The 18,019-nt window shown below is 53.2% G+C and carries 17 protein-coding genes and 2 tRNA genes; 12 read left to right on the top strand and 7 right to left on the bottom strand.

Annotation, left to right across the window (positions count from 1 at the left end):
• The first annotated feature begins 28 nt into the window (after positions 1-28).
• Both ACYVIY_RS26290 and ACYVIY_RS26285 read left to right on the top strand, forming a co-directional pair.
• Positions 29-2,188: a thioredoxin domain-containing protein gene (locus ACYVIY_RS26290; RefSeq protein ID WP_460979542.1), complete on the top strand. Its 2,160-nt coding sequence runs from the start codon at positions 29-31 to the stop codon at positions 2,186-2,188.
• Positions 2,189-2,401: 213 nt separating this feature from the next.
• On the top strand, positions 2,402-3,259 hold the full coding sequence (locus ACYVIY_RS26285) for a hypothetical protein (protein WP_460979541.1): 858 nt from the start codon (positions 2,402-2,404) through the stop codon (positions 3,257-3,259).
• 69 nt (positions 3,260-3,328) lie between these two features.
• On the opposite strand, the gene ACYVIY_RS26280 is transcribed toward ACYVIY_RS26285, so the two are convergent.
• The gene (locus ACYVIY_RS26280; RefSeq protein WP_460979540.1) at positions 3,329-3,751 is read right to left on the bottom strand and encodes a secondary thiamine-phosphate synthase enzyme YjbQ; all 423 of its coding nucleotides are present in this window, start codon (positions 3,749-3,751) and stop codon (positions 3,329-3,331) included.
• A gap of 69 nt (positions 3,752-3,820) precedes the next feature.
• Here ACYVIY_RS26280 and ACYVIY_RS26275 point away from each other — a divergent pair, with 69 nt between their 5' ends.
• Entirely contained in the window at positions 3,821-4,651 is an 831-nt protein-coding gene (locus ACYVIY_RS26275) for a toxin-antitoxin system YwqK family antitoxin (RefSeq protein ID WP_460979538.1), read from the top strand.
• A 72-nt stretch (positions 4,652-4,723) separates the two neighbouring features.
• Here ACYVIY_RS26275 and ruvC read toward each other — a convergent pair whose 3' ends face one another.
• A complete protein-coding gene (gene ruvC / locus ACYVIY_RS26270; RefSeq protein ID WP_460979536.1) occupies positions 4,724-5,314 on the bottom strand; it encodes a crossover junction endodeoxyribonuclease RuvC in 591 nt (196 codons plus the stop codon).
• Here ruvC and ACYVIY_RS26265 point away from each other — a divergent pair.
• The 8 genes from ACYVIY_RS26265 to ACYVIY_RS26230 all read left to right on the top strand — a co-directional run bounded on the left by ACYVIY_RS26265 (position 5,313) and on the right by ACYVIY_RS26230 (position 11,514).
• Complete coding sequence (locus tag ACYVIY_RS26265; RefSeq protein ID WP_460979535.1) at positions 5,313-6,326, top strand: lysylphosphatidylglycerol synthase domain-containing protein; 1,014 nt, start codon at positions 5,313-5,315, stop codon at positions 6,324-6,326. The two genes, ruvC and ACYVIY_RS26265, sit on opposite strands and share 2 nt — an antisense overlap.
• Positions 6,323-7,444 (top strand): glycosyltransferase, encoded by a 1,122-nt coding sequence (locus tag ACYVIY_RS26260; protein WP_460979534.1) that lies wholly within the window; start codon positions 6,323-6,325, stop codon positions 7,442-7,444. Before ACYVIY_RS26265 ends, ACYVIY_RS26260 begins: the two co-directional genes overlap by 4 nt.
• Before the next feature lie 77 nt (positions 7,445-7,521).
• Complete coding sequence (locus ACYVIY_RS26255) at positions 7,522-8,169, top strand: polysaccharide deacetylase family protein (RefSeq protein ID WP_460979533.1); 648 nt, start codon at positions 7,522-7,524, stop codon at positions 8,167-8,169.
• Complete coding sequence (locus ACYVIY_RS26250) at positions 8,156-9,157, top strand: glycosyltransferase (RefSeq protein ID WP_460979532.1); 1,002 nt, start codon at positions 8,156-8,158, stop codon at positions 9,155-9,157. The genes ACYVIY_RS26255 and ACYVIY_RS26250 overlap by 14 nt, the downstream gene beginning before the upstream one ends.
• Positions 9,158-9,223: 66 nt before the next feature.
• Positions 9,224-10,030: a TatD family hydrolase gene (locus ACYVIY_RS26245; protein ID WP_460979531.1), complete on the top strand. Its 807-nt coding sequence runs from the start codon at positions 9,224-9,226 to the stop codon at positions 10,028-10,030.
• Positions 10,031-10,078: 48 nt separating this feature from the next.
• Positions 10,079-11,179: an asparaginase gene (locus ACYVIY_RS26240; RefSeq protein ID WP_460979530.1), complete on the top strand. Its 1,101-nt coding sequence runs from the start codon at positions 10,079-10,081 to the stop codon at positions 11,177-11,179.
• Between the two features lie 67 nt (positions 11,180-11,246).
• A tRNA-Ser gene (locus ACYVIY_RS26235) sits at positions 11,247-11,333 on the top strand.
• 94 nt (positions 11,334-11,427) lie between these two features.
• Positions 11,428-11,514 (top strand) — tRNA-Ser (locus ACYVIY_RS26230).
• 237 nt (positions 11,515-11,751) lie between these two features.
• On the opposite strand, the gene ACYVIY_RS26225 is transcribed toward ACYVIY_RS26230, so the two are convergent.
• Positions 11,752-12,207 (bottom strand): response regulator, encoded by a 456-nt coding sequence (locus tag ACYVIY_RS26225; RefSeq protein WP_460979529.1) that lies wholly within the window; start codon positions 12,205-12,207, stop codon positions 11,752-11,754.
• 105 nt (positions 12,208-12,312) lie between these two features.
• On the opposite strand from ACYVIY_RS26225, the gene ACYVIY_RS26220 reads away from it, so the two are divergent.
• A complete protein-coding gene (locus ACYVIY_RS26220) occupies positions 12,313-12,747 on the top strand; it encodes a response regulator (RefSeq protein ID WP_460979528.1) in 435 nt (144 codons plus the stop codon).
• Here the strand turns inward: ACYVIY_RS26220 and ACYVIY_RS26215 are convergent.
• The 4 genes from ACYVIY_RS26215 to ACYVIY_RS26200 all read right to left on the bottom strand — a co-directional run bounded on the left by ACYVIY_RS26215 (position 12,744) and on the right by ACYVIY_RS26200 (position 17,980).
• A complete protein-coding gene (locus ACYVIY_RS26215) occupies positions 12,744-13,688 on the bottom strand; it encodes a ketopantoate reductase family protein (RefSeq protein WP_460979527.1) in 945 nt (314 codons plus the stop codon). The genes ACYVIY_RS26220 and ACYVIY_RS26215 overlap by 4 nt on opposite strands.
• Positions 13,689-13,783: 95 nt before the next feature.
• On the bottom strand, positions 13,784-14,563 hold the full coding sequence (locus ACYVIY_RS26210; protein ID WP_460979526.1) for a class I SAM-dependent methyltransferase: 780 nt from the start codon (positions 14,561-14,563) through the stop codon (positions 13,784-13,786).
• Positions 14,564-14,645: 82 nt separating this feature from the next.
• Positions 14,646-16,544, bottom strand: a complete 1,899-nt coding sequence (locus tag ACYVIY_RS26205; RefSeq protein WP_460979525.1) for a CocE/NonD family hydrolase — start codon at positions 16,542-16,544, stop codon at positions 14,646-14,648.
• Entirely contained in the window at positions 16,541-17,980 is a 1,440-nt protein-coding gene (locus ACYVIY_RS26200; RefSeq protein WP_460979524.1) for an aminotransferase-like domain-containing protein, read from the bottom strand. Before ACYVIY_RS26200 ends, ACYVIY_RS26205 begins: the two co-directional genes overlap by 4 nt.
• Positions 17,981-18,019 lie beyond the last annotated feature (39 nt).

Here is an 18,019-nt window from a genome sequence, read left to right as displayed (position 1 = left end):
AAAACAACCATCGACACGTAGCGAGCGTATGCCTAATCAACTGATTTACGAAACCAGTCCCTATCTACTCCAGCATGCCGAAAATCCTGTCGACTGGTATCCGTGGGGAGAAGAAGCGCTGACAAAGGCCATCACCGAAGATAAGCCAATTCTGGTCAGTATTGGCTACTCGGCCTGCCACTGGTGCCACGTCATGGAGCGCGAATCGTTCGAGAAAGAAGACGTAGCGCGGGTCATGAACGAGCATTTTGTTTGCATTAAAGTCGACCGGGAAGAACGACCGGATGTCGATACGATTTATATGGAAGCCGTTCAGGCGATGGGCGTGCAGGGTGGCTGGCCGTTAAACGTCTTTCTAATGCCGGATGCCAAGCCCTTCTATGGCGTTACGTACCTGCCTAAGGCCAACTGGATCAACCTGCTCAGCAGCGTCCGGGACGCATTTACCGAACACCGCGACGATCTGGCAAAATCGGCGGAAGGGTTCGCCATTGAATTGAATCTGACCGACACCGAGCGGTATGGCCTGACCCAGAACGACCCGTTGTTTGCGCCCGAAACGCTGGATGTACTATACCGAAAAGTCGCCGTAAAAGCGGATGATGATAAAGGTGGTATGCGCCGGGCGCCCAAGTTTCCGATGCCCAGCATCTGGCGGTTCCTGCTCCGTTACTACGACACTACGGGTAATGAGGCTGCCCTGCATCAGGTAACGTTAACGCTCGACCGTATGGCCCTGGGTGGTATTTACGACCAGCTGGGAGGGGGCTTTGCCCGTTATTCGACCGATGCCGACTGGTTCGCGCCCCACTTCGAGAAGATGCTCTACGACAACGGCCAACTGTTGACTTTGTACGCCGAAGCTTATAGTCTCACCAAAAGCCCGTTGTATAAGCACGTTGTTTACCAGACCATTGCGTTTGCGCAGCGTGAATTGCTAAGTTCGGAAGGTGGCTTCTATTCGGCCCTCGATGCTGACAGCGAGGGCGTAGAAGGCAAGTTTTATACCTTCACTACGCGGGAGTTGCAGGAGATACTGGGTGATGATTACGACTGGTTCGCCAAGCTGTATCATTTGCCCTCACCCCCGGCCCCTCTCCCCGAGAGTGAGGGGAGTAATAAATCCGGGTCGCTCCCCTCTCCCTTGGGGAGAGGGGCCGGGGGTGAGGGAGAGGCCCCCGCCAACTGGGAGCACGGCCGTAATATTCTGCACCGGACCGAGAGCGACGAATCGTTTATCGAACGGATGGGCTGGACACTGGCTGATCTGAACGTTCGGCTGGATGCTACGCATACCCGCCTGATGCGCGTACGTAATGAACGGATCCGGCCGGGCCTGGACGATAAAATTCTGTGCTCCTGGAATGGACTGATGCTAAAAGGATTGGCTACGGCTTACCGTGTGTTTGGCGAACCCGAATTTCTGACGCTGGCCTTGCGCAATGCGTTTTTTCTGCTGAAAAAAATGCGGGACAGCCGTAACGGTCGGCTTTGGCACACGTATAAAACTACCCCCGGCGGGCAGGGGAGAGCCAAACAGGCCGGTTTTCTGGACGATTACGCGGCCGTGATCGATGGCTTGCTGGCACTGTATCAGGCCACGTTCACCGAAAGCTGGCTACACGAAGCCGATCAACTGATGCAGTACGTACTCACCAATTTTGTCGATAATGTCGATTCGGAAAACGGTACCGATCCAATGCTTTTCTTTACCGACAAAAACAGCGAAGAGCTGATTGCCCGACGCAAGGAATTGTTTGATAACGTAATACCGGCATCCAACTCGATGATGGCCGAAAATCTGTATGCGCTAAGCTTGTTGCTGGAACGACCCGACTACGCCGAACGAGCCGATCGAATGCTGGGGCGAATACAGCCACTGGTGCAGCAAAACGCCGATTACCTCACCAACTGGGCGGCCGTGTTTGCCATACGGACCCGCCCCACGGCTGAAATAGCTATTGTTGGTCCCGAAGCCGAGCAGTTCCGGGCGCAGATCGACGCGGAATTTTACCCCAACAAAGTGTTATGTGGGACGACGGATACAACCGAAGCCAATCGGGACAGTATCCCGCTGCTTCAGCAACGTAATGCCATCAACGGACAAACGACGGTCTATGTCTGTTACAACCGGGCGTGTCAGTTGCCCGTTACGAGCGTCGATGAAGTGTGGCGGCTGTTACGTTGAGTGTAAAAAGTCGACTGTGTAAACATCTTGTTTGTATTAGTAAACTCACAATGAGGGCGTTAAACTGTATATGGAAAATTGTTGCCGATAAATAAATCACAGACGTATATACTCGTTGCGTAATTATGATAGGCTAGCGTTTCTTGATAAAATTGCATTAAGTATAGAATAACTATGCTTAATTAACGCACATGTATCATGATCTACGCCTGTATGCTCCGTTCTGTTGTTTGTTTATTAGCAGTCAGCTGGCTGCTGTCCTGTACTGATCACCGGATGTCCACCGTGCCGCCCGGTTCAACCTCGCAGCGACTTCGCGTCAAAACTATCACGCAGGAAAATCCCAACGCCCCGACCAGAGTTAGTGCCTTCCGCTACGATGGCCAGGGCCGGCTGAGCCTAATTGTTGGCTATCAACTGCCCGATAGCAGCGTAGCGCCGGTAGAAAATACGGTGTATGAGTATGATGGCCAGAATCGGCTTACGAAGGCCCAGCGCACGTTGGTCAGACGAGGAACGTATTCGGAGAGCTACACTTTTGAATACAACGCGGCTGGTCAGGTATCTTTTTTAGGTCACATGCCATCGACATTCAGTATACGACCCAGCTATTCGGCCGCTAACCAGGTGTCGTTTTACAACAAATCAATAGGGGTGAGCGGTCTGACGTCCAGTGGCGGTGGGGCTTTAACCTTTACGGGAAATAACGTAACGTTTGCTACGGAGGAATTCAGGGTAGGGCGCGGGGGTGGCCCTAACGTACCCGTTTTCGTTCGAACGACAAATACGACCTATACCTACGACGACAAGATAAACCCGTTCTACGGAACATTCATTATTCCGGCACCGGGGGCATTTGCCCCTTCACCCGTTTCGGGTTCATTTGGCCCGTACTACACGTACTATGGAGGCATTGATAACCTGCTCAATCTAAGCCAGAACAATGTGCTTTCCGACGGGACCAGAACGTATACCTACACCTATAACAGCAGCAATCTACCAACCAGCCGGATCACCCAGGTGAGCGGCAACACGGTTGAGACCCTGCGCTTCGACTACGAAACGTATTAAGGTTAACGCTACCCACCGAATTTCCGGCTGTTCAATGTATACCCGAAGGGGATCGTAACAGCCGGAAATTCACTCACCCCAGGCCGTCAGTACCAGCGTTCGGGAACCGCCCTGGTTCCGGTGTTCGCCCAGATAAATACCTTGCCAGGTGCCTAGATTTAGTCGTCCGCCCGTAATCGGAATGCTGACCGAGTGGCCGAGCATAGCCGCTTTCAGGTGCGCGGGCATGTCATCTGATCCTTCATAATCGTGCTGGTAATAGGGCGCGTTTTCGGGCACCGTCTTGTTAAAGTAACGCTCGAAGTCGCCCCGCACGGTAGGGTCAGCGTTCTCGTTAATGGTGAGGCTGGCGGAGGTATGCTGAATAAACACATGCAGCAAGCCGATACGTATTTGCTGGAGATCGGTAAATTCTCGCTCGATCACGCGCGTGATTAAATGAAAGCCCCGTGGATAAGCCGGTAAATGAATCGTTTTCTGGAAAAAGGCCATTGTGTATATTGGCTGAATAAAGTCAACTGCGCGGTTTATTCCGGGTAGCTGCTTTGAACCGGACATTGTATGCCTGCGCTTTATCTCTTCGTGTGCTGCGTTCTGATCTGTCAACCCGCATTGGCACAATCTGGTTTGACAACTGCCGGATCAAAGTCTGCTATTCGGCGAGAGTACCTGGATTATGACCAGGAGATCAACTACTTCGGCCGACGAAATCAGTATTTTACCGTTCGGACGCTGCTTAAAAACGGTACGCTCTACCGACTCGATACGTACACCATTTTACCAAAAACGCTGTCGAATGGCTTCCAACTCGACAGCCTGAGTCGAATTGTCCGGTACGGGCCGACGAAGATTATGTATCTGACAGGACAGGTGTATCTAACCTGTGACTATAAAGATGATCTGCTTACCGGCCCCTTTATGGTTTTCTATACCGATGGGACCATCAAACGCCGGGATTATTATCGCCACGGCCACCTCAAAAAAAGCCAATGCTATACCCCGGACGGGAGCGTCAAGGCGTGCGAGCTATTTTATCAGCCCGCCCAGTTTATCGGTAACACCAGTGATTTGTCGAACTATCTCAAGCAGAAATTCGAGGCTATAGTTGACAGCCAACGGGTCAGAACCATCACCGCTACGTTGACCATCAACGAGATTGGGCAGATCATCAACGTTACGTCAGTGGTGAATGCGGGGTTAGGCGTTGAGCCGAAACCGGCTACTGTATCCGGTTACGTTCAGCAAACGATGCGAAACATGCCCGAGTGGACGCCCAATCAGTTGAACTGGAAACCGGCCTTGAACGATGGCACACCGATTCCCTCCATCTGCATGGTGTTAATTTACCGCTACCGGGGCAGTATCCGTTACAACTTAACCTACAGGTTATAAGGGGCGGTATTGGTAACCAGAAGCGGGTTGCCGACGATACGTGACTTGGGGCTATTGAAGATTTGGCGAGACTTACCCGCTCACGCGGCCCGAGTTCTCGCTCACGAAGGCCCCCCAGGCTCCTTTCTTCGTTTTTTTGTTTGAAACCGTCGGCAGGGCGTTTTCGTGAAAGTGGTGACATACCGCAATGGCCAGGGCGTCGGTCGCGTCGAAGAACTGCGGATCCAGGTCTTCTTTCAGCAGGTGACTCACCATGTGCGACACCTGATCTTTGGACGCATTGCCATTGCCCGTAACGGACTGCTTTATACGCCGGGGCGCGTACTCAACAATCGGAATATTGCGCGACAAAGCTGCGGCCATCACCACACCCTGCGCCCGGCCCAGTTTGAGCATAGCCTGCACGTTCTTCCCAAAAAAAGGATCTTCAATGGCCATCTCGTCGGGCTTGTATTCCTCGATGAGCCGGATAATGGTTTCGTGAAGTTTCTGAAGCTTCAGCTGGTAGGTGCTATATTTGCTCAGTTGAACAACGCCGTACTGAATCATGCGCATAACTCCTCCGCTGACCGAGATAATGCCGTAACCGGCTACCTGGGTGCCGGGGTCTACACCAAGAATTATTTTCTCGGACGTAACGACAGGTTTGGGGGAGATAATCATGATTGGGCGTTTAAGCTTTTTGCAAAGTAACGTTTTCTCATACGTTTTGTCGCGTAAACAAACTAAAAAAATCGCGTTTTGGGGTAAAATCGTCGTTTTTGCCGGACTCGTCGCTTACATCAGCTACGTTGTCGGGCAGCAACCGGTCGATTGGCATAGCGTACGCCAGCAGATGCGAACCGTTGACCATCCCGAACTATGGGCAGGTGCGCTGCTTCTGCTGACTCCCGTTAACTGGGGATTCGAATCGCTCAAATGGTATATTCTGCTCCAGCGCGTTGAGACGACTCAGTTCTGGAGCGCTTATCGAGGGGTATTAGCCGGCGTATCATTAGGCTTTGCTTTACCGGCGCAGTTAGGCGATACAGCCGGCCGGGTGCTGTCGCTGCGAAGCGCCGACCGTGGAGCCGCCGTCGGAGCCTCGCTGGTATCGGGTGGCATGCAGTTTTACGTAGCGTTAATCTTTGGAACACTTGCCTGGGCGCATCACCTGGTTACGACGCCGGAACGAAACACCACGGCCGGGTGGTGGCTGCTGGGCGTACTCGCGGGTTTGTCGGGCCTGGGCATCGTGTTCGCGCTGGTTCGTCGGCCGCTGTTACGCTGGTTCGAAAGGCGTTCGGCGCTGAGCCGGTTCACGCGCTACTGGAACGTAGCAACACAGTACACCGATGTCGAAATTGGCTTAGCGCTCGGAGCCGCAGCGCTTCGCTACCTGATTTTCTCTACCCAGTTTTACCTGTCCATGCGGCTGGTTGGCGTATACCTGCCCGCCGACGTATCGGCCTCGGGTATCGGACTGGTGTTTCTGGTCAAGACGCTGACTCCGGCCTTTAATCTGCTGAGCGACCTGGGCGTGCGGGAAGCGGCCGCGTTGTGGGTATTTGCGCCTACGGCTGTACCGGCTCCCATCCTGCTGACAGCGACACTCACGCTCTGGCTCGCGAATGTGCTGACCCCCGTGCTGGCCGGGTTGTTCTGGGTCTGGAAACTTAAACTAACCGCCGAATGACGATTTTTCTGGTGGTGATTAGCGGTCTCTACGCCTTGTTCGCGCTACTCCTCTGGGTTACGTGGCTCCGGATGCCATTGGTTAAGGCCGATGAGAACGTCATAAATGGTCCGTTTATCACGGTCATTATCCCGGTACGGAACGAAGCCGAGTACATCGGTCAGTTGCTGGCTGATCTGAGTCGACAAACCTATTCCAACTTTGAGGTTATCGTGGCCGACGATTCGTCTACGGACAACACCCTGGCCTTAATCCAGGCGCAGGTAAGCCGGGTTCCCTATACCCTTCGGCCTTTACCCCTGACGGATGAACGTAGTGCGTCGCCCAAGAAGCGGGCAATCAGCCAAAGCATTTCCCTGGCCAGGGGAGAATTGATTATTACTACCGATGGCGATTGCCGGGTCGGGCCAGACTGGATTCGGGCGTTTGCGGCTTTCTATCGGGCAACGAACGCAAAAATGATCACGGGGCCAGTTACGTTTACAACCGAAACCTCGGTTTTTGACTCCTTGCAAACGGTGGAATTTTCCAGCCTGATCGGATCGGGGGCCTGCACGCTGGCGCTGGGTCGGCCAACGATGTGCAACGGAGCGAACCTGTGTTACGTAAAGGAGGTATTCACGGAAGTGGGCGGATTTGCCGGGGTCGATCAACTGGCTTCGGGCGATGACGAATTTCTAATGCACAAAGTAGCCGCCCACTATCGGGACGGGGTTCGGTTCCTGAAAAGCCGGGATGCGATCGTACGAACCCAGCCGCACCGGTCATGGCGGGCATTTTATAACCAGCGGAAGCGCTGGGCCAGTAAATGGCGGGCCTATTCGAGCTGGATGCCTTCGCTGCTGGCCGTATTTGTGTTTTTAAGTAATGCCGCGCCGGTCGCAGCAGTTGGTGGGTGGGGATTGGGTCTGATACACGGTAATGCGGTTCTTATCGTTGTTGGCTTGAAGGTTGTTACCGAGTTTTTGTTTTTACGTCAGGTTCTTGTTTTTTTACAAAAAAAATCGTCCGTGAACTTTATCCCACTGACACAGTTATTGTATCCGTTCTACGTCGTATTCTTCGGCTTGGCCGCGCAGGGAAAAGGCTACACGTGGAAAGGGCGTAAGCTGAACTGATTGATCAGCCTGACCTGGTCACGCAGTAGACCTAACCCGGTGATTTGTTAATGGTACGTCATAACTCGTAACTCGCTTTGTCTTTCTTTCTACATAAGTCAAACTTTTTGCTTCGAACGGTATACCCAGAGTTTTGGTGGAAGATCGAAGATGACGCCGAACCGACAATTTATCTGACGTTTGACGATGGCCCAATTCCGGACGTAACGGAGTTTGTGCTGGAACAACTGGATAAATACGCGGCTCAGGCTACGTTTTTCTGCATTGGCGATAACGTACGCAAGCATCGGGATGTGCTCTATCAGGTGCTCGAAGCGGGCCACATGGTTGGTAACCATACCTACAATCACCTGAACGGCTGGAAAACGGACGATGAACTGTATCTGGAAAATGTGCAAAAATGCCAGCAGCAGTTAGGCATTGATACCGCTTTGTTCCGGCCGCCATACGGACGTATCAAAAAGACCCAGGTTGCTCAGGTGATGGAACATTATTCGGTGGTAATGTGGGATGTCCTGACCGGCGATTTCGATCCCAAGTTACCGGCCGACCTGTGCCTGCGAAAAACTATTCAATATACCGAACCTGGCTCCATTGTCGTATTTCACGATAGTTTAAAAGCCTGGCCAACCCTACGGTACGTGCTCCCCCGAATGCTAGCCCATTTTTCGGAGCGCGATTATTCGTTCCGTGCCGTTCCTCAACCCGTTTATGCTGGCTACTAATCGCCCGCCTGTTGTTAGTATTCTGATTGCCGCCCGCAACGAAGAAGCAAACATACTGGCCTGTCTGCGGGCCGTTGCCCAACTGGATTATCCGCCCGAGGCTATGGACATACTGGTCGGCAACGACAATTCTACGGATCGTACGCATGACCTTGTTGCTGAGTTCATTGCTGACAAGCCGAACTTCCGGCTGTTCGATATTACCGAGCCCCTTAATTTGTTAACCGGCAAAGCCAACGTACTGGCCCAGCTAGCCCACGAAGCCCGGGGGGAGTATCTGTTTTTTACCGACGCTGATACGCAGGTACTTCCGACCTGGATTAGGGGAATGAACCAACACTTTCTTCCCAACATGGGCGTTGTCACCGGCGTTACGTCGACCCGAGGCCTACGCCCATTTGATAAGTTGCAAGCCATTGACTGGCTCTATAGTATTCTGGTCATCCACATACTAAGCCGCCTGTCGATTCCCGTTTCAGCTATGGGAAACAACATGGCCGTCAGCCGGGTGGCCTACGACGCCATAGGTGGGTACGAGTCTTTACCCTTTTCGGTAACTGAAGACCACGCTCTGTTTGTGGCTATTACGCAGAAAGGGTTTGGCTTTCGGAACCTCATCAGCGAATCCGTGCTGGCGTATACGGAGCCGGTCGAGACTCTGCGCCAATTGATCAACCAGCGTAAACGGTGGATGCGGGGAGCCATGAAACTACCACTCTGGCTGGTTATCATATTGCACCTGAATTACCTGACCATTCCGTTGCTGCTACCCCTGGCGCTGATATCCCCTGCACTGGCATTAGGGTTGTATGTGCTTAAACTGCTGGGACAAACGTTGGGTATTGTGGGCGTCTTAATAAAGTTCCGACAAACGAAGCTGTGGCCGTATACGTTAGTTTATGAAGGGTACCAGCTCATTATCGGCCCTTTTCTGCTCGTTTCTTACTGGTTAAACAACCAGGTTGAGTGGAAAGGCAGAACGTACTAACTAATCCTTCGGTAAGGTAGTCTTCCTTATAAGCCCGGGGATATCCGATACCGATCATTAAACCGAATGCAACTTATTGATACACACGCGCACATCTACGATTCTCAGTTCGACGAGGACCGGGATGCGATGCTCAGTCGGGCCAAGGCCCACCAAATTAGTCAGATCTGGATGCCTAACTGCGCCCAGGAAACTGTGGCGGGTATGATGGCTCTTGCCGAGCAGTATCCCGATCGTTGCCTGCCTATGATGGGCTTGCACCCCGCTTACGTAACGGAAACCGTAGCCGAAGAACTGGCTGCTGTGGAAGATGCCTTAAATCGACATGCGTTTCTGGGTGTGGGGGAAATTGGCCTGGACTTTTACTGGGACATGACCTTTGTGGATCAGCAGTTTATGGCCTTTGAAACACAGCTTCGCTGGGCTGCCGAGCAGAAGCTACCCGTATCGATGCATACGCGCTCGGGTCACGACCGCAACGCCTTCGCAGAAGCCGCTGATCTGATCGAGAAACTGGCCCTACCGGGTCTGACCGGTATCTTCCATTGTTTTGTCGGCACACTTGACGAGGCTGAGCGAGCCATTGAACTCGGCTTCAAACTGGGTATTGGGGGCGTTAGTACGTTTAAAAACGGCGGCCTGGATAAGGTTTTGCCTTCGATTGGCCTGGAGCACCTGGTGCTGGAAACCGACGCGCCTTATCTGGCTCCGGTACCCCATCGGGGGAAGCGGAATGAGTCGGCGTATCTCCGGCTTATTGCCCAGCGTGTGGCTGATCTGAAACAGATTAGCCTTGACGACGTAGCGCGCCATACAACCGCTAACGCCTTGTCGCTGCTGCCTGCCCTGTACGCGAACCTGCTGCCCGACTAGTCAAACGCCCGTACAGTTCCGGGCGCAAAGACGTTTAATTTTGGTATCATGTCTTATAAAACAGTTTATATAAATCCGGTTTTGCCGAAACGCCCTCGTCAGTCCGTTCTGGTGATTTATACCGGTGGTACGTTCGGTATGGTGTATGACCAGCGGGCTGACCAGCTCATCCCGTTTGACTTTGAGCGGGTGCTGGATCGCCTGCCCGAGCTGAACCGACTCGATTTTGAGATTACCCTCATTACCCTGCACGACATTATCGATTCGGCGAATATGAAACCGGCGGTGTGGGCGGAACTGGCGCGAATTATCCAGAAAAATTATAACCAGTACGATAGCTTCGTGATTCTGCACGGTACCGATACCATGTCGTACACGGCTTCGGCTCTGAGTTTTATGCTGGAGGGGCTGAATAAACCGGTTATACTGACCGGGGCTCAGTTGCCCATCGGTGCCGCCCGTACCGACGCCCGTGAAAATTTCATTACCGCCCTTGAGATTGCCGCAGCCGAAGAAGATGGCCGTCCGATTGTGCCCGAGGTGTGCGTGTACTTTAACTCGCGGCTGCTGCGCGGAAACCGGTCTACCAAGCAGGAAAGCGTGCAGTTCAACGCCTTTGCTTCCGAAAACTATCCACACCTGGCCACGGCCGGTGTCAGCATCGACTACAATCGACCGTTTATCCTGCCCTACCAGCCGGAGCAATCGTTAACGATTCACACCGTACTGGACCCGAACGTAACAATTTTAAAGCTATTTCCCGGGATAACGCAGCCCGTAGTTGAGTCGATCGCGAATATTCGTAATTTGCGCGGTATTGTGCTGGAAACCTTCGGAGCCGGGAACGCACCGACGGATGGGTGGTTTCTGGATACACTCCGGGAGACTATCGACCAGGGCGTAGTCTTATTTAACGTATCGCAGTGCGAAGGGGGGCGGGTTACGCAGGGGCGCTATCAAACGAGTAAACTGCTTCAGAAGATTGGCGTCGTAAGCGGAGCCGACATCACCACCGAAGCCGCCGTTACGAAACTAATGATCCTGCTTGGCCGGGAACGTAGCCGGGACGCTGAGGCTGTTGCCCGGCTCAGAACAGGGCTTACCCAGCCTATTCGTGGTGAAATGAGCCCTCCGGAACTGCATACGTAATGATTTTTTGTGGGTAGGTGTTGCTTCATTAGGGGCAATCCTGCATATTTGCACTCCCAAATGCCGAAGAGAGCTGCCGGAGTGGTCGAACGGGTCTGATTCGAAATCAGAAGTACTCGCAAGGGTACCGGGGGTTCGAATCCCTCGCTCTCTGCCGAAGGCCAAGAGCGCACCAAGGTACCTTGGTGCGCTTGTTTTAGAGAGGTGTCCGCGTGGCTGAACTAGGCACCGACACGAAGAAAATATACAGAGAGGTGTCCGAGTGGTTGAAGGAGCACGCCTGGAAAGTGTGTATGCGGGCAACCGTATCGAGGGTTCGAATCCCTTCCTCTCTGCAAAGTTCAGTTTTTACTATCAAGGTGCCCGATACGAAGCCGTGTCGGGCTTTTTTATGTCCATTTCTTGCCCATCCAGTCCGTTTTTCGCCTGCTGATGATAAGATTGGCGGCACCAGCAATTTATTGCCTACCTACTGGAAGATACTGTCAGGTTGTACAGCCGCGAAAGCGCAACCATCCAAAAGAGTAGTTAATAAATATTGGTTTCTGCCCCGTGATTTCTAAATACGGTATTTACGATATAGCCCTATTCCATTCATCCTCAAACATAAGCTTTGGTACAGTTGCCGTCTTGTACCAGTAGTCATGCAGATTCTTGACATAAGCGATCCAGCCCTCAAAACTGAACGGTTTTCGAGTATACGCTGACGCCCCCCGCTGATAAGCCTGACGGCCCGTTTCTTCCAGATGGTTCCCGGTTAATACAACTGTTGGTAGAAGGCAGCCCTGTGGATGCGCGCGTATTAACGACAGCAGGTCATACCCATCTTTTTCGGCCTCTAAATTAATGTCCAGCAAGACTAGGTTAGGGGCATACCCGTTCAAGCCTGTGAAGTAGTCAACTGCCTGCGAAAAGCTAACGGCGTGTTCAAACTGGGCCTGAGGGAAGACGTTGACAGCCGCTCGGTTCAAAAGATCCGCGACAGTTGGATCGTCATCTACCACTAATATGCGAAATCTAGTGAGCATAGCGGGAATTAGCGTCTAGCAGAAATTGACTAGGTTGTAAATAAACCAATTAAAACTACAACTTCGTAAAAATGATTATCTTGCTTCAGTAAATCAGGTCGTACCATGCAACAACAGGAATCTTTTCATATTTTAGTCGTGGACGATGAGCCACCTGTTGCTGATTTGCTGACCAGGGTTTCGGAAAAAGTGTTCCCTGAAGCTACGATTATAAACACTAGTTCAGCGCAGGAAACCCTTATGTATTTAGACCATCAGGCTGATAAGTTGCCTCACTTGATCTTGCTGGACATTGATCTAAAGGAGTCCGTCAGTGGACTGGATTTGTTGCCGCAATTGTTCTCCCGCTTTAGGGGGTCAGTACCCGTTGTGGTGCTCAGCAGTTTACGAGATGGGCCTATTGTTGATCAGGCTTATAAGCGGGGAGCCGTAGCCTATACTCAAAAACCGGATACGCTCCAGGACTGGAAACGCTACGTGAACGTGATGAAAGATTATTGGTTCAATACGGCTCGTTTACCAACTCTACTTACCGATTAGCATTCGCATGGCGCCAAACGCAAGCCATGATCGGCCTTTAAGCGAACCAGTTCGCCCAGGAGCCGGGTCTGGTTAGCCAGTTGGGGTTTACCTAGCCCCTCAGCCAGACGGGCTACGGCAAGGTTCAGCGTATCAATTTCGGTTTGGCGGCCCTCGTTAATATCGACCAGCGTCGAAATTAGTTGTCCATCGGAACGCTGGCTGATTTGCAGCAGGCGTTGCTCTACTTCCTGCTGGTTCAACACAATTCCTACTTCTTTCGCCACAGCCACACATTCGTCGATGATTCTGTGCGCTAAAGCCAGTGCCGACGTATTGCGGTGAAAAATGCCATTGTCTATTCCGAGTAATGGACAGATGGCATTGAAGACGCAGTTGGTAATAACTTTCTCCCAGATCATCTGTTGAATCGCAGGCTCAGACCGGAACGGAAACGGAGGGGTACTCAGCTGCGCTACAAGCTCTGATACGCCTGATTCAGGGCCACGAATCACCCCAATGGGCGATGGGGCAACGGGTTTATAGCTAACCGTGTGCAGAGTTCGCACCTGACTAGTGGCGAGTAATACGCATCGGTAAATCTGGTTGAAACCGGCTTTCAAAAACGGCTCTTCGATTCCCAACCCGTTTTGCAATAGGACCAGCGGAGACTGACCTATTTTCCCCCGCAATCGGTGGGCTATCTCCTGATTGCCAAACGATTTGCTAGTCAGCAACACAATGCCGTTTAAAGGCTCCAGCTGTTCCAGATCGCGGATGGGAATGGAAGCTGTTAGGGTAAGTCCATTACTACATTCAACCGTAATGCAAACATCCGCTGGTTCCGGCGAACCGCCCCGACGGGCGTGCAGCAGCACAACATCTTTGCCCGACTGCTTCAGCATAACGGCTAAGGTCATGCCAATGGCACCAACTCCAATTATATAGATCTGGTTTTGCATAAAAAAGGCCTAAACGTGAATCCATTCTTAGATTGAAGAGCAAGTGACTAGCCTAGCTACTTCGTTGACTGGAGAGCGGTCATATGCCGGAGACTCTAGGGTTTAAGCGGTTTTATGGCTATAAAGCGCAGGCGCTTATAATCCGCGAACCAGGAGCCGTCGCGAAAATTGGTTGCCCCGAGCTTTTCATGGACTGCTTCCAAAACGGTTTGTCGGTCTCTTTCGGAAAGGTCATTTAGAATGTCTCCCCGGAACATCATAAGCCAGTCGGTCAGACCGGTTGACGAATCCACCAGCGGTGTGTCGCGATCGAAAAACTGTGCCCACGTAACGGTGAAGCCCGCCGTTTCGACCAGTAGCACGTACTGGCCCAGGCTTGGGAAGTAATTCAGATTGGACGCCTGGTGAATGCCCAGTTCGTTCAGCGCATGCGTAAACGCGCTTAGAATCCGTTCGACATTCCCTCGTCCGCCCATCTCGGCCACGAAGCGCCCACCCGCTTTGAGCGCATCAAAGACATTCGTCAACACGTTTCGTTGTTCCGGCTCGGCAATCCAGTGCAACGTAGCGTTGCTGAATACCGCGTCGAAGGGTTGGTCAGCAACGAACTGCCGGGCATCGCCCTGTTGAAAGCTAAGTTGCGGAAACGATTTCCGGGCGTTCGCAATCATGGACGCCGAGGCATCAAGGCCAACGACTTCGGCACCCCGTTGGGCGATCTGGGCCGTCAGTTCACCCGTACCACAGCCCAGGTCCAGGATACGTTCGCCAGGCTTCGGCTCGAGCAAACTCAATACGTCAGCGCCATATCGAAACACAAACGCGTGCTTTTGCTGGTAAAGGTCAGCATCCCAGGAGCGATCAGATGGATTCATAAACAAGGGGTTGGCATTAATTGAATACACTTACGAAACCGATGTACGTAGAGGGGCTATCATGTTCGTGACCATGGCTTATTCAGGGTAACGTAGCTACCTTAATGACAGAGTCGCCATAAAGGCGATGATGAGCGGCTTGAAAATCGGCAGCTTTTGCCGCGTAGATCGTGCTGACGAACGTTTGCGGATTTCGGTCGATTAAGGGAAACCAACTGCTTTGTACCTGGATCATGATCCGATGACCTTTTTTGAAGGTGTGCAGTACGTCGGGCAATTGAAAGGACACCTCCGTGATTTGATTCGGGGTGAAGGGTTGAGGCTTCTCGAAACTAGTCCGAAATCGGCCGCGCATCACATCCGCCCTGACCAGTTGCTGGTAATTGGCTAGTTGCGTATGAGGGTCAGTCAGGTAAGGGTGATTCGGCTCATCGGGCGGGTACACGTCAATGAGCTTAACCACCCAATCGGCGTCGGTGCCAGTCGTGCTGACCTTCAACCGAACCGAAATTTCTCCACCTACCGTCATGTTTTGTCTTAAAACATCGGTCTGAAAGGTGAGTACATCAGGCCGCCTGGAGGCAAATCGCTGATCGGCCGACATATAGCTGAACAACGCGCTGAAATCTGGTTCGGCGGTCAGCGTTGCTTCACTGTAGGGGACAGGCTGGGCTGGATCGCTGATATACTCGCGAAACCCCGATGGGTTAGCCGCCTGTGCGCTTAGCTGGCCAGTCGGGGTCAAATACCAGCTCAGGCGATTGCGGGTAGACAGGGGCCAGTGCGTGAACGTTCGCCAAGTCTTTAAGCCAGTATCAAACAGACAGATTTTAGGCAGGCTGGTCTTGCCATCGCCCGCGCCTTTCAGGTAGTGGTGAAAGAAAGGGGCTTCCAGCGTGCGCTGGTAATACGTAGCCAGACTGTCGCCAAAATACAGATCATGGTGGAGCGTAGGGCCGGTTTCTTCCGACCAGCCCCGGTGGCCAAATGGTCCCATAACCAGCATTGGGCGCGATTGAGGACTGTGCTGGTCAAGTGTTTTGTAAATGCTCAAAGGACCATACAGGTCTTCGGCATCGAACCAGCCTCCAACTACCAGCATGGCAGGCCGGATTTTCCGCAGATGGGGGAGGATGTTACGTTCCTGCCAGAACCTATCGTAATTGGGGTGGTCCACCGTTTGCCGCCAGAACTCATTCCGGGCCAGATACGACTGGGCGTTGGCCAACGGACCCAGTCCAATGTGCCAGGCATATTCCGTTTGGGTTCCCGTTTGAATCCAGTCGCTCAGAAACCAGGGCTTCGTTGTCGGACCCGTTGGGCGATTGTCGAACACAGGGTAGGCCAGTAAAGCCAACTGCGTGAAGGCACCGTTGTGGTGAATGTCTTCCCGAAATAAGTCGGCAATCGGCGCTTGCGGGGAGGCCGCTTTTAGCGCCGGGTGCGCATTGATCGAACCCGCCACGGCGTAAAAACCGGCGTAGCTCATACCCCACAGACCCACCCGACCATTGTGATGGGGTACGTGCCGGAGCAGCCAGTCAATGGTGTCATACGTATCCGTGCTTTCGTCAACCGACCGGGCGGATGTCGGGTTTCGCTGGTTGCTGACCATCGGAGTCATGTTGGTCCAGCGGCCTTCCGAAGCCCAGCGCCCCCGCACATCCTGATACACGAAAATATAGCCATCCGCCTGGAGTGCGGGCGAAGGGCCCAGAGCGGTTTTATACTGGTCGTGACCATACGGAGGTGTTCCAAAGCAGGTCCGCTGCAGGAGAACGGGATACGTTTTCGCGGGTGACGCGTCGCGGGGTACGTAAACGGCGGCATAAAGCAGAACCCCGTCGCGCATCGGAATCCGGTACTCCAGCTTCCGATACTGATTACGTACCTCATCTGCCCCGCATACAGACTGGACAAGGAAAATAGACAGCAAACAAGCAGAGAATAAAGCCAGGAAGGTTGCCCGTACGTGTGTCATAGCGCTAACTGCTGGTGAATAAGCCGACCGATGGTTTGCAGCCCCCAGGCTACGTGTTCGTCGAATGGGAGGCCGTAGCTAAGCCGCATGCAGTTGGCGTACTGCGGCTGAAGACTAAATAAACTGCCGGGCATAATGCTAATCTTATGCGGAGCCAGCTGGTCGACCAGGGCCAGCGTATCGATCCGGGTATCAACTTCCACCCACAAGGTAAATCCGCCCTGGGGCTCACTGATGCGCGTACCGTCGGGAAAACAGGTGCGAATGGTTTGCTGGTAGCGCTGACAGTTACTTTTTAGCCGCTGCCGCAGTCGGCGCAGGTGCAGCTCATACCGGTCGTTAGCCAGAAATGTGGCCACAGCCTGTTGGGTGATGCCCGGTGAGAAACCGGCCTGGTACCGCTTAATCTGAAGCAGCACGTCATAATAGCGCCCCGGAGCTACCCAGCCTACCCGGTAGCCAGGGGCCAGCGTTTTGCTGACGGAGCCACACCATAATACGAGCCCCTGCCGGTCGAATGCCTTGCAGGGAAGCGGCCGGTCGGGGGCGAAATGCAGATCGCCGTAGAGGTCATCTTCAATCAGTGGAATTTGGTACGTTTCCATCAACTGCACCAGCCGTTGTTTGTGGGCATTCGGCATGCAGCAGCCGAGCGGATTGCTGAAGTTAGGCACCAGCAAACAAGTCTGTACCCGTCCCGCCCGCAAATGGCCTTCCAGTACGTCCAGGTCAACACCTGTCAGTGGGTCGGTGGGCAGTTCAAGCACCTTCAGGCCGAGCGACAGAATGGTCTGAAGGATACCGAAATAGATAGGGCTTTCTACGGCAACCGTATCGCCCGGTTTAGTAGCCGCCTTCAGGCACAGGGTCAGCGCGCCCGTGCAGCCTTCAGTCGTGATAATCTCTTCATCGGTGAGCCGACTACCCCAGAACAGGGCGTAGCGGGCAATTTGCCGACGTAAAGCTGTGTTGCCGGCCATGAGTTCATACTCAATACCACCATGCGGCAATTCACGCTGGGCCTGCTGAAGAGCCCTGGTCAACTTATCGACTGGGAGCAGCGAAGGAGCGGGTACACTCAACGAGAACGGCAGCCAGTCGGCCTGTCGCTGCTGACGCATCAGTCTCAGCAGCACCGACTCCTGATCGGACGGCGGGACTTGATGAGCCGATGCCTGGGGTGCCGACCGGCGGGGTACTTGCCCCATCCGTTCGCTCATGGTTCGGACGTAATACCCTGACTGAGGCCGGGCTTCCACCAACCCTTCCGCTTCCAGGCAATAGTAGGCTTGCTGCACGGTGTTGATGCTGACGCCAAGCTCCTGGCTGAGCATGCGCACGGACGGAAGTTTATCGCCCTCGGTGAGCATACCAAACCGCAGTTTATCCCCGAGCTGACGGGCAATCTGCTGATACCTGGGCGTCGATTGAGCCATACGCTTCCTGAGTAAGAAATCTTGCTTTATCCGGCAAAA

This window comes from Spirosoma knui, from assembly GCF_054780635.1.
The sequence above is the reverse complement of the archived record's forward strand: the minus strand, read 5'-3'. Positions and strand labels throughout refer to the sequence as shown.

Bases quoted from the DNA above. Each gene is read 5' to 3' on its own strand.
- ACYVIY_RS26260 (WP_460979534.1), top strand. From the start codon at position 6,323: ATGACGATTTTTCTGGTGGTGATTAGCGGTCTCTACGCCTTGTTCGCG.
- ruvC (WP_460979536.1), bottom strand. From the start codon at position 5,314: ATGATTATCTCCCCCAAACCTGTCGTTACGTCCGAGAAAATAATTCTT.
- ACYVIY_RS26245 (WP_460979531.1), top strand. From the start codon at position 9,224: ATGCAACTTATTGATACACACGCGCACATCTACGATTCTCAGTTCGAC.
- ACYVIY_RS26265 (WP_460979535.1), top strand. From the start codon at position 5,313: ATGATTGGGCGTTTAAGCTTTTTGCAAAGTAACGTTTTCTCATACGTT.
- ACYVIY_RS26275 (WP_460979538.1), top strand. From the start codon at position 3,821: ATGCCTGCGCTTTATCTCTTCGTGTGCTGCGTTCTGATCTGTCAACCC.
- ACYVIY_RS26280 (WP_460979540.1), bottom strand. From the start codon at position 3,751: ATGGCCTTTTTCCAGAAAACGATTCATTTACCGGCTTATCCACGGGGC.
- ACYVIY_RS26210 (WP_460979526.1), bottom strand. From the start codon at position 14,563: ATGAATCCATCTGATCGCTCCTGGGATGCTGACCTTTACCAGCAAAAG.
- ACYVIY_RS26285 (WP_460979541.1), top strand. From the start codon at position 2,402: ATGCTCCGTTCTGTTGTTTGTTTATTAGCAGTCAGCTGGCTGCTGTCC.
- ACYVIY_RS26215 (WP_460979527.1), bottom strand. From the start codon at position 13,688: ATGCAAAACCAGATCTATATAATTGGAGTTGGTGCCATTGGCATGACC.
- ACYVIY_RS26250 (WP_460979532.1), top strand. From the start codon at position 8,156: ATGCTGGCTACTAATCGCCCGCCTGTTGTTAGTATTCTGATTGCCGCC.
- ACYVIY_RS26200 (WP_460979524.1), bottom strand. From the start codon at position 17,980: ATGGCTCAATCGACGCCCAGGTATCAGCAGATTGCCCGTCAGCTCGGG.
- ACYVIY_RS26220 (WP_460979528.1), top strand. From the start codon at position 12,313: ATGCAACAACAGGAATCTTTTCATATTTTAGTCGTGGACGATGAGCCA.
- ACYVIY_RS26290 (WP_460979542.1), top strand. From the start codon at position 29: ATGCCTAATCAACTGATTTACGAAACCAGTCCCTATCTACTCCAGCAT.
- ACYVIY_RS26205 (WP_460979525.1), bottom strand. From the start codon at position 16,544: ATGACACACGTACGGGCAACCTTCCTGGCTTTATTCTCTGCTTGTTTG.
- ACYVIY_RS26240 (WP_460979530.1), top strand. From the start codon at position 10,079: ATGTCTTATAAAACAGTTTATATAAATCCGGTTTTGCCGAAACGCCCT.
- ACYVIY_RS26225 (WP_460979529.1), bottom strand. From the start codon at position 12,207: ATGCTCACTAGATTTCGCATATTAGTGGTAGATGACGATCCAACTGTC.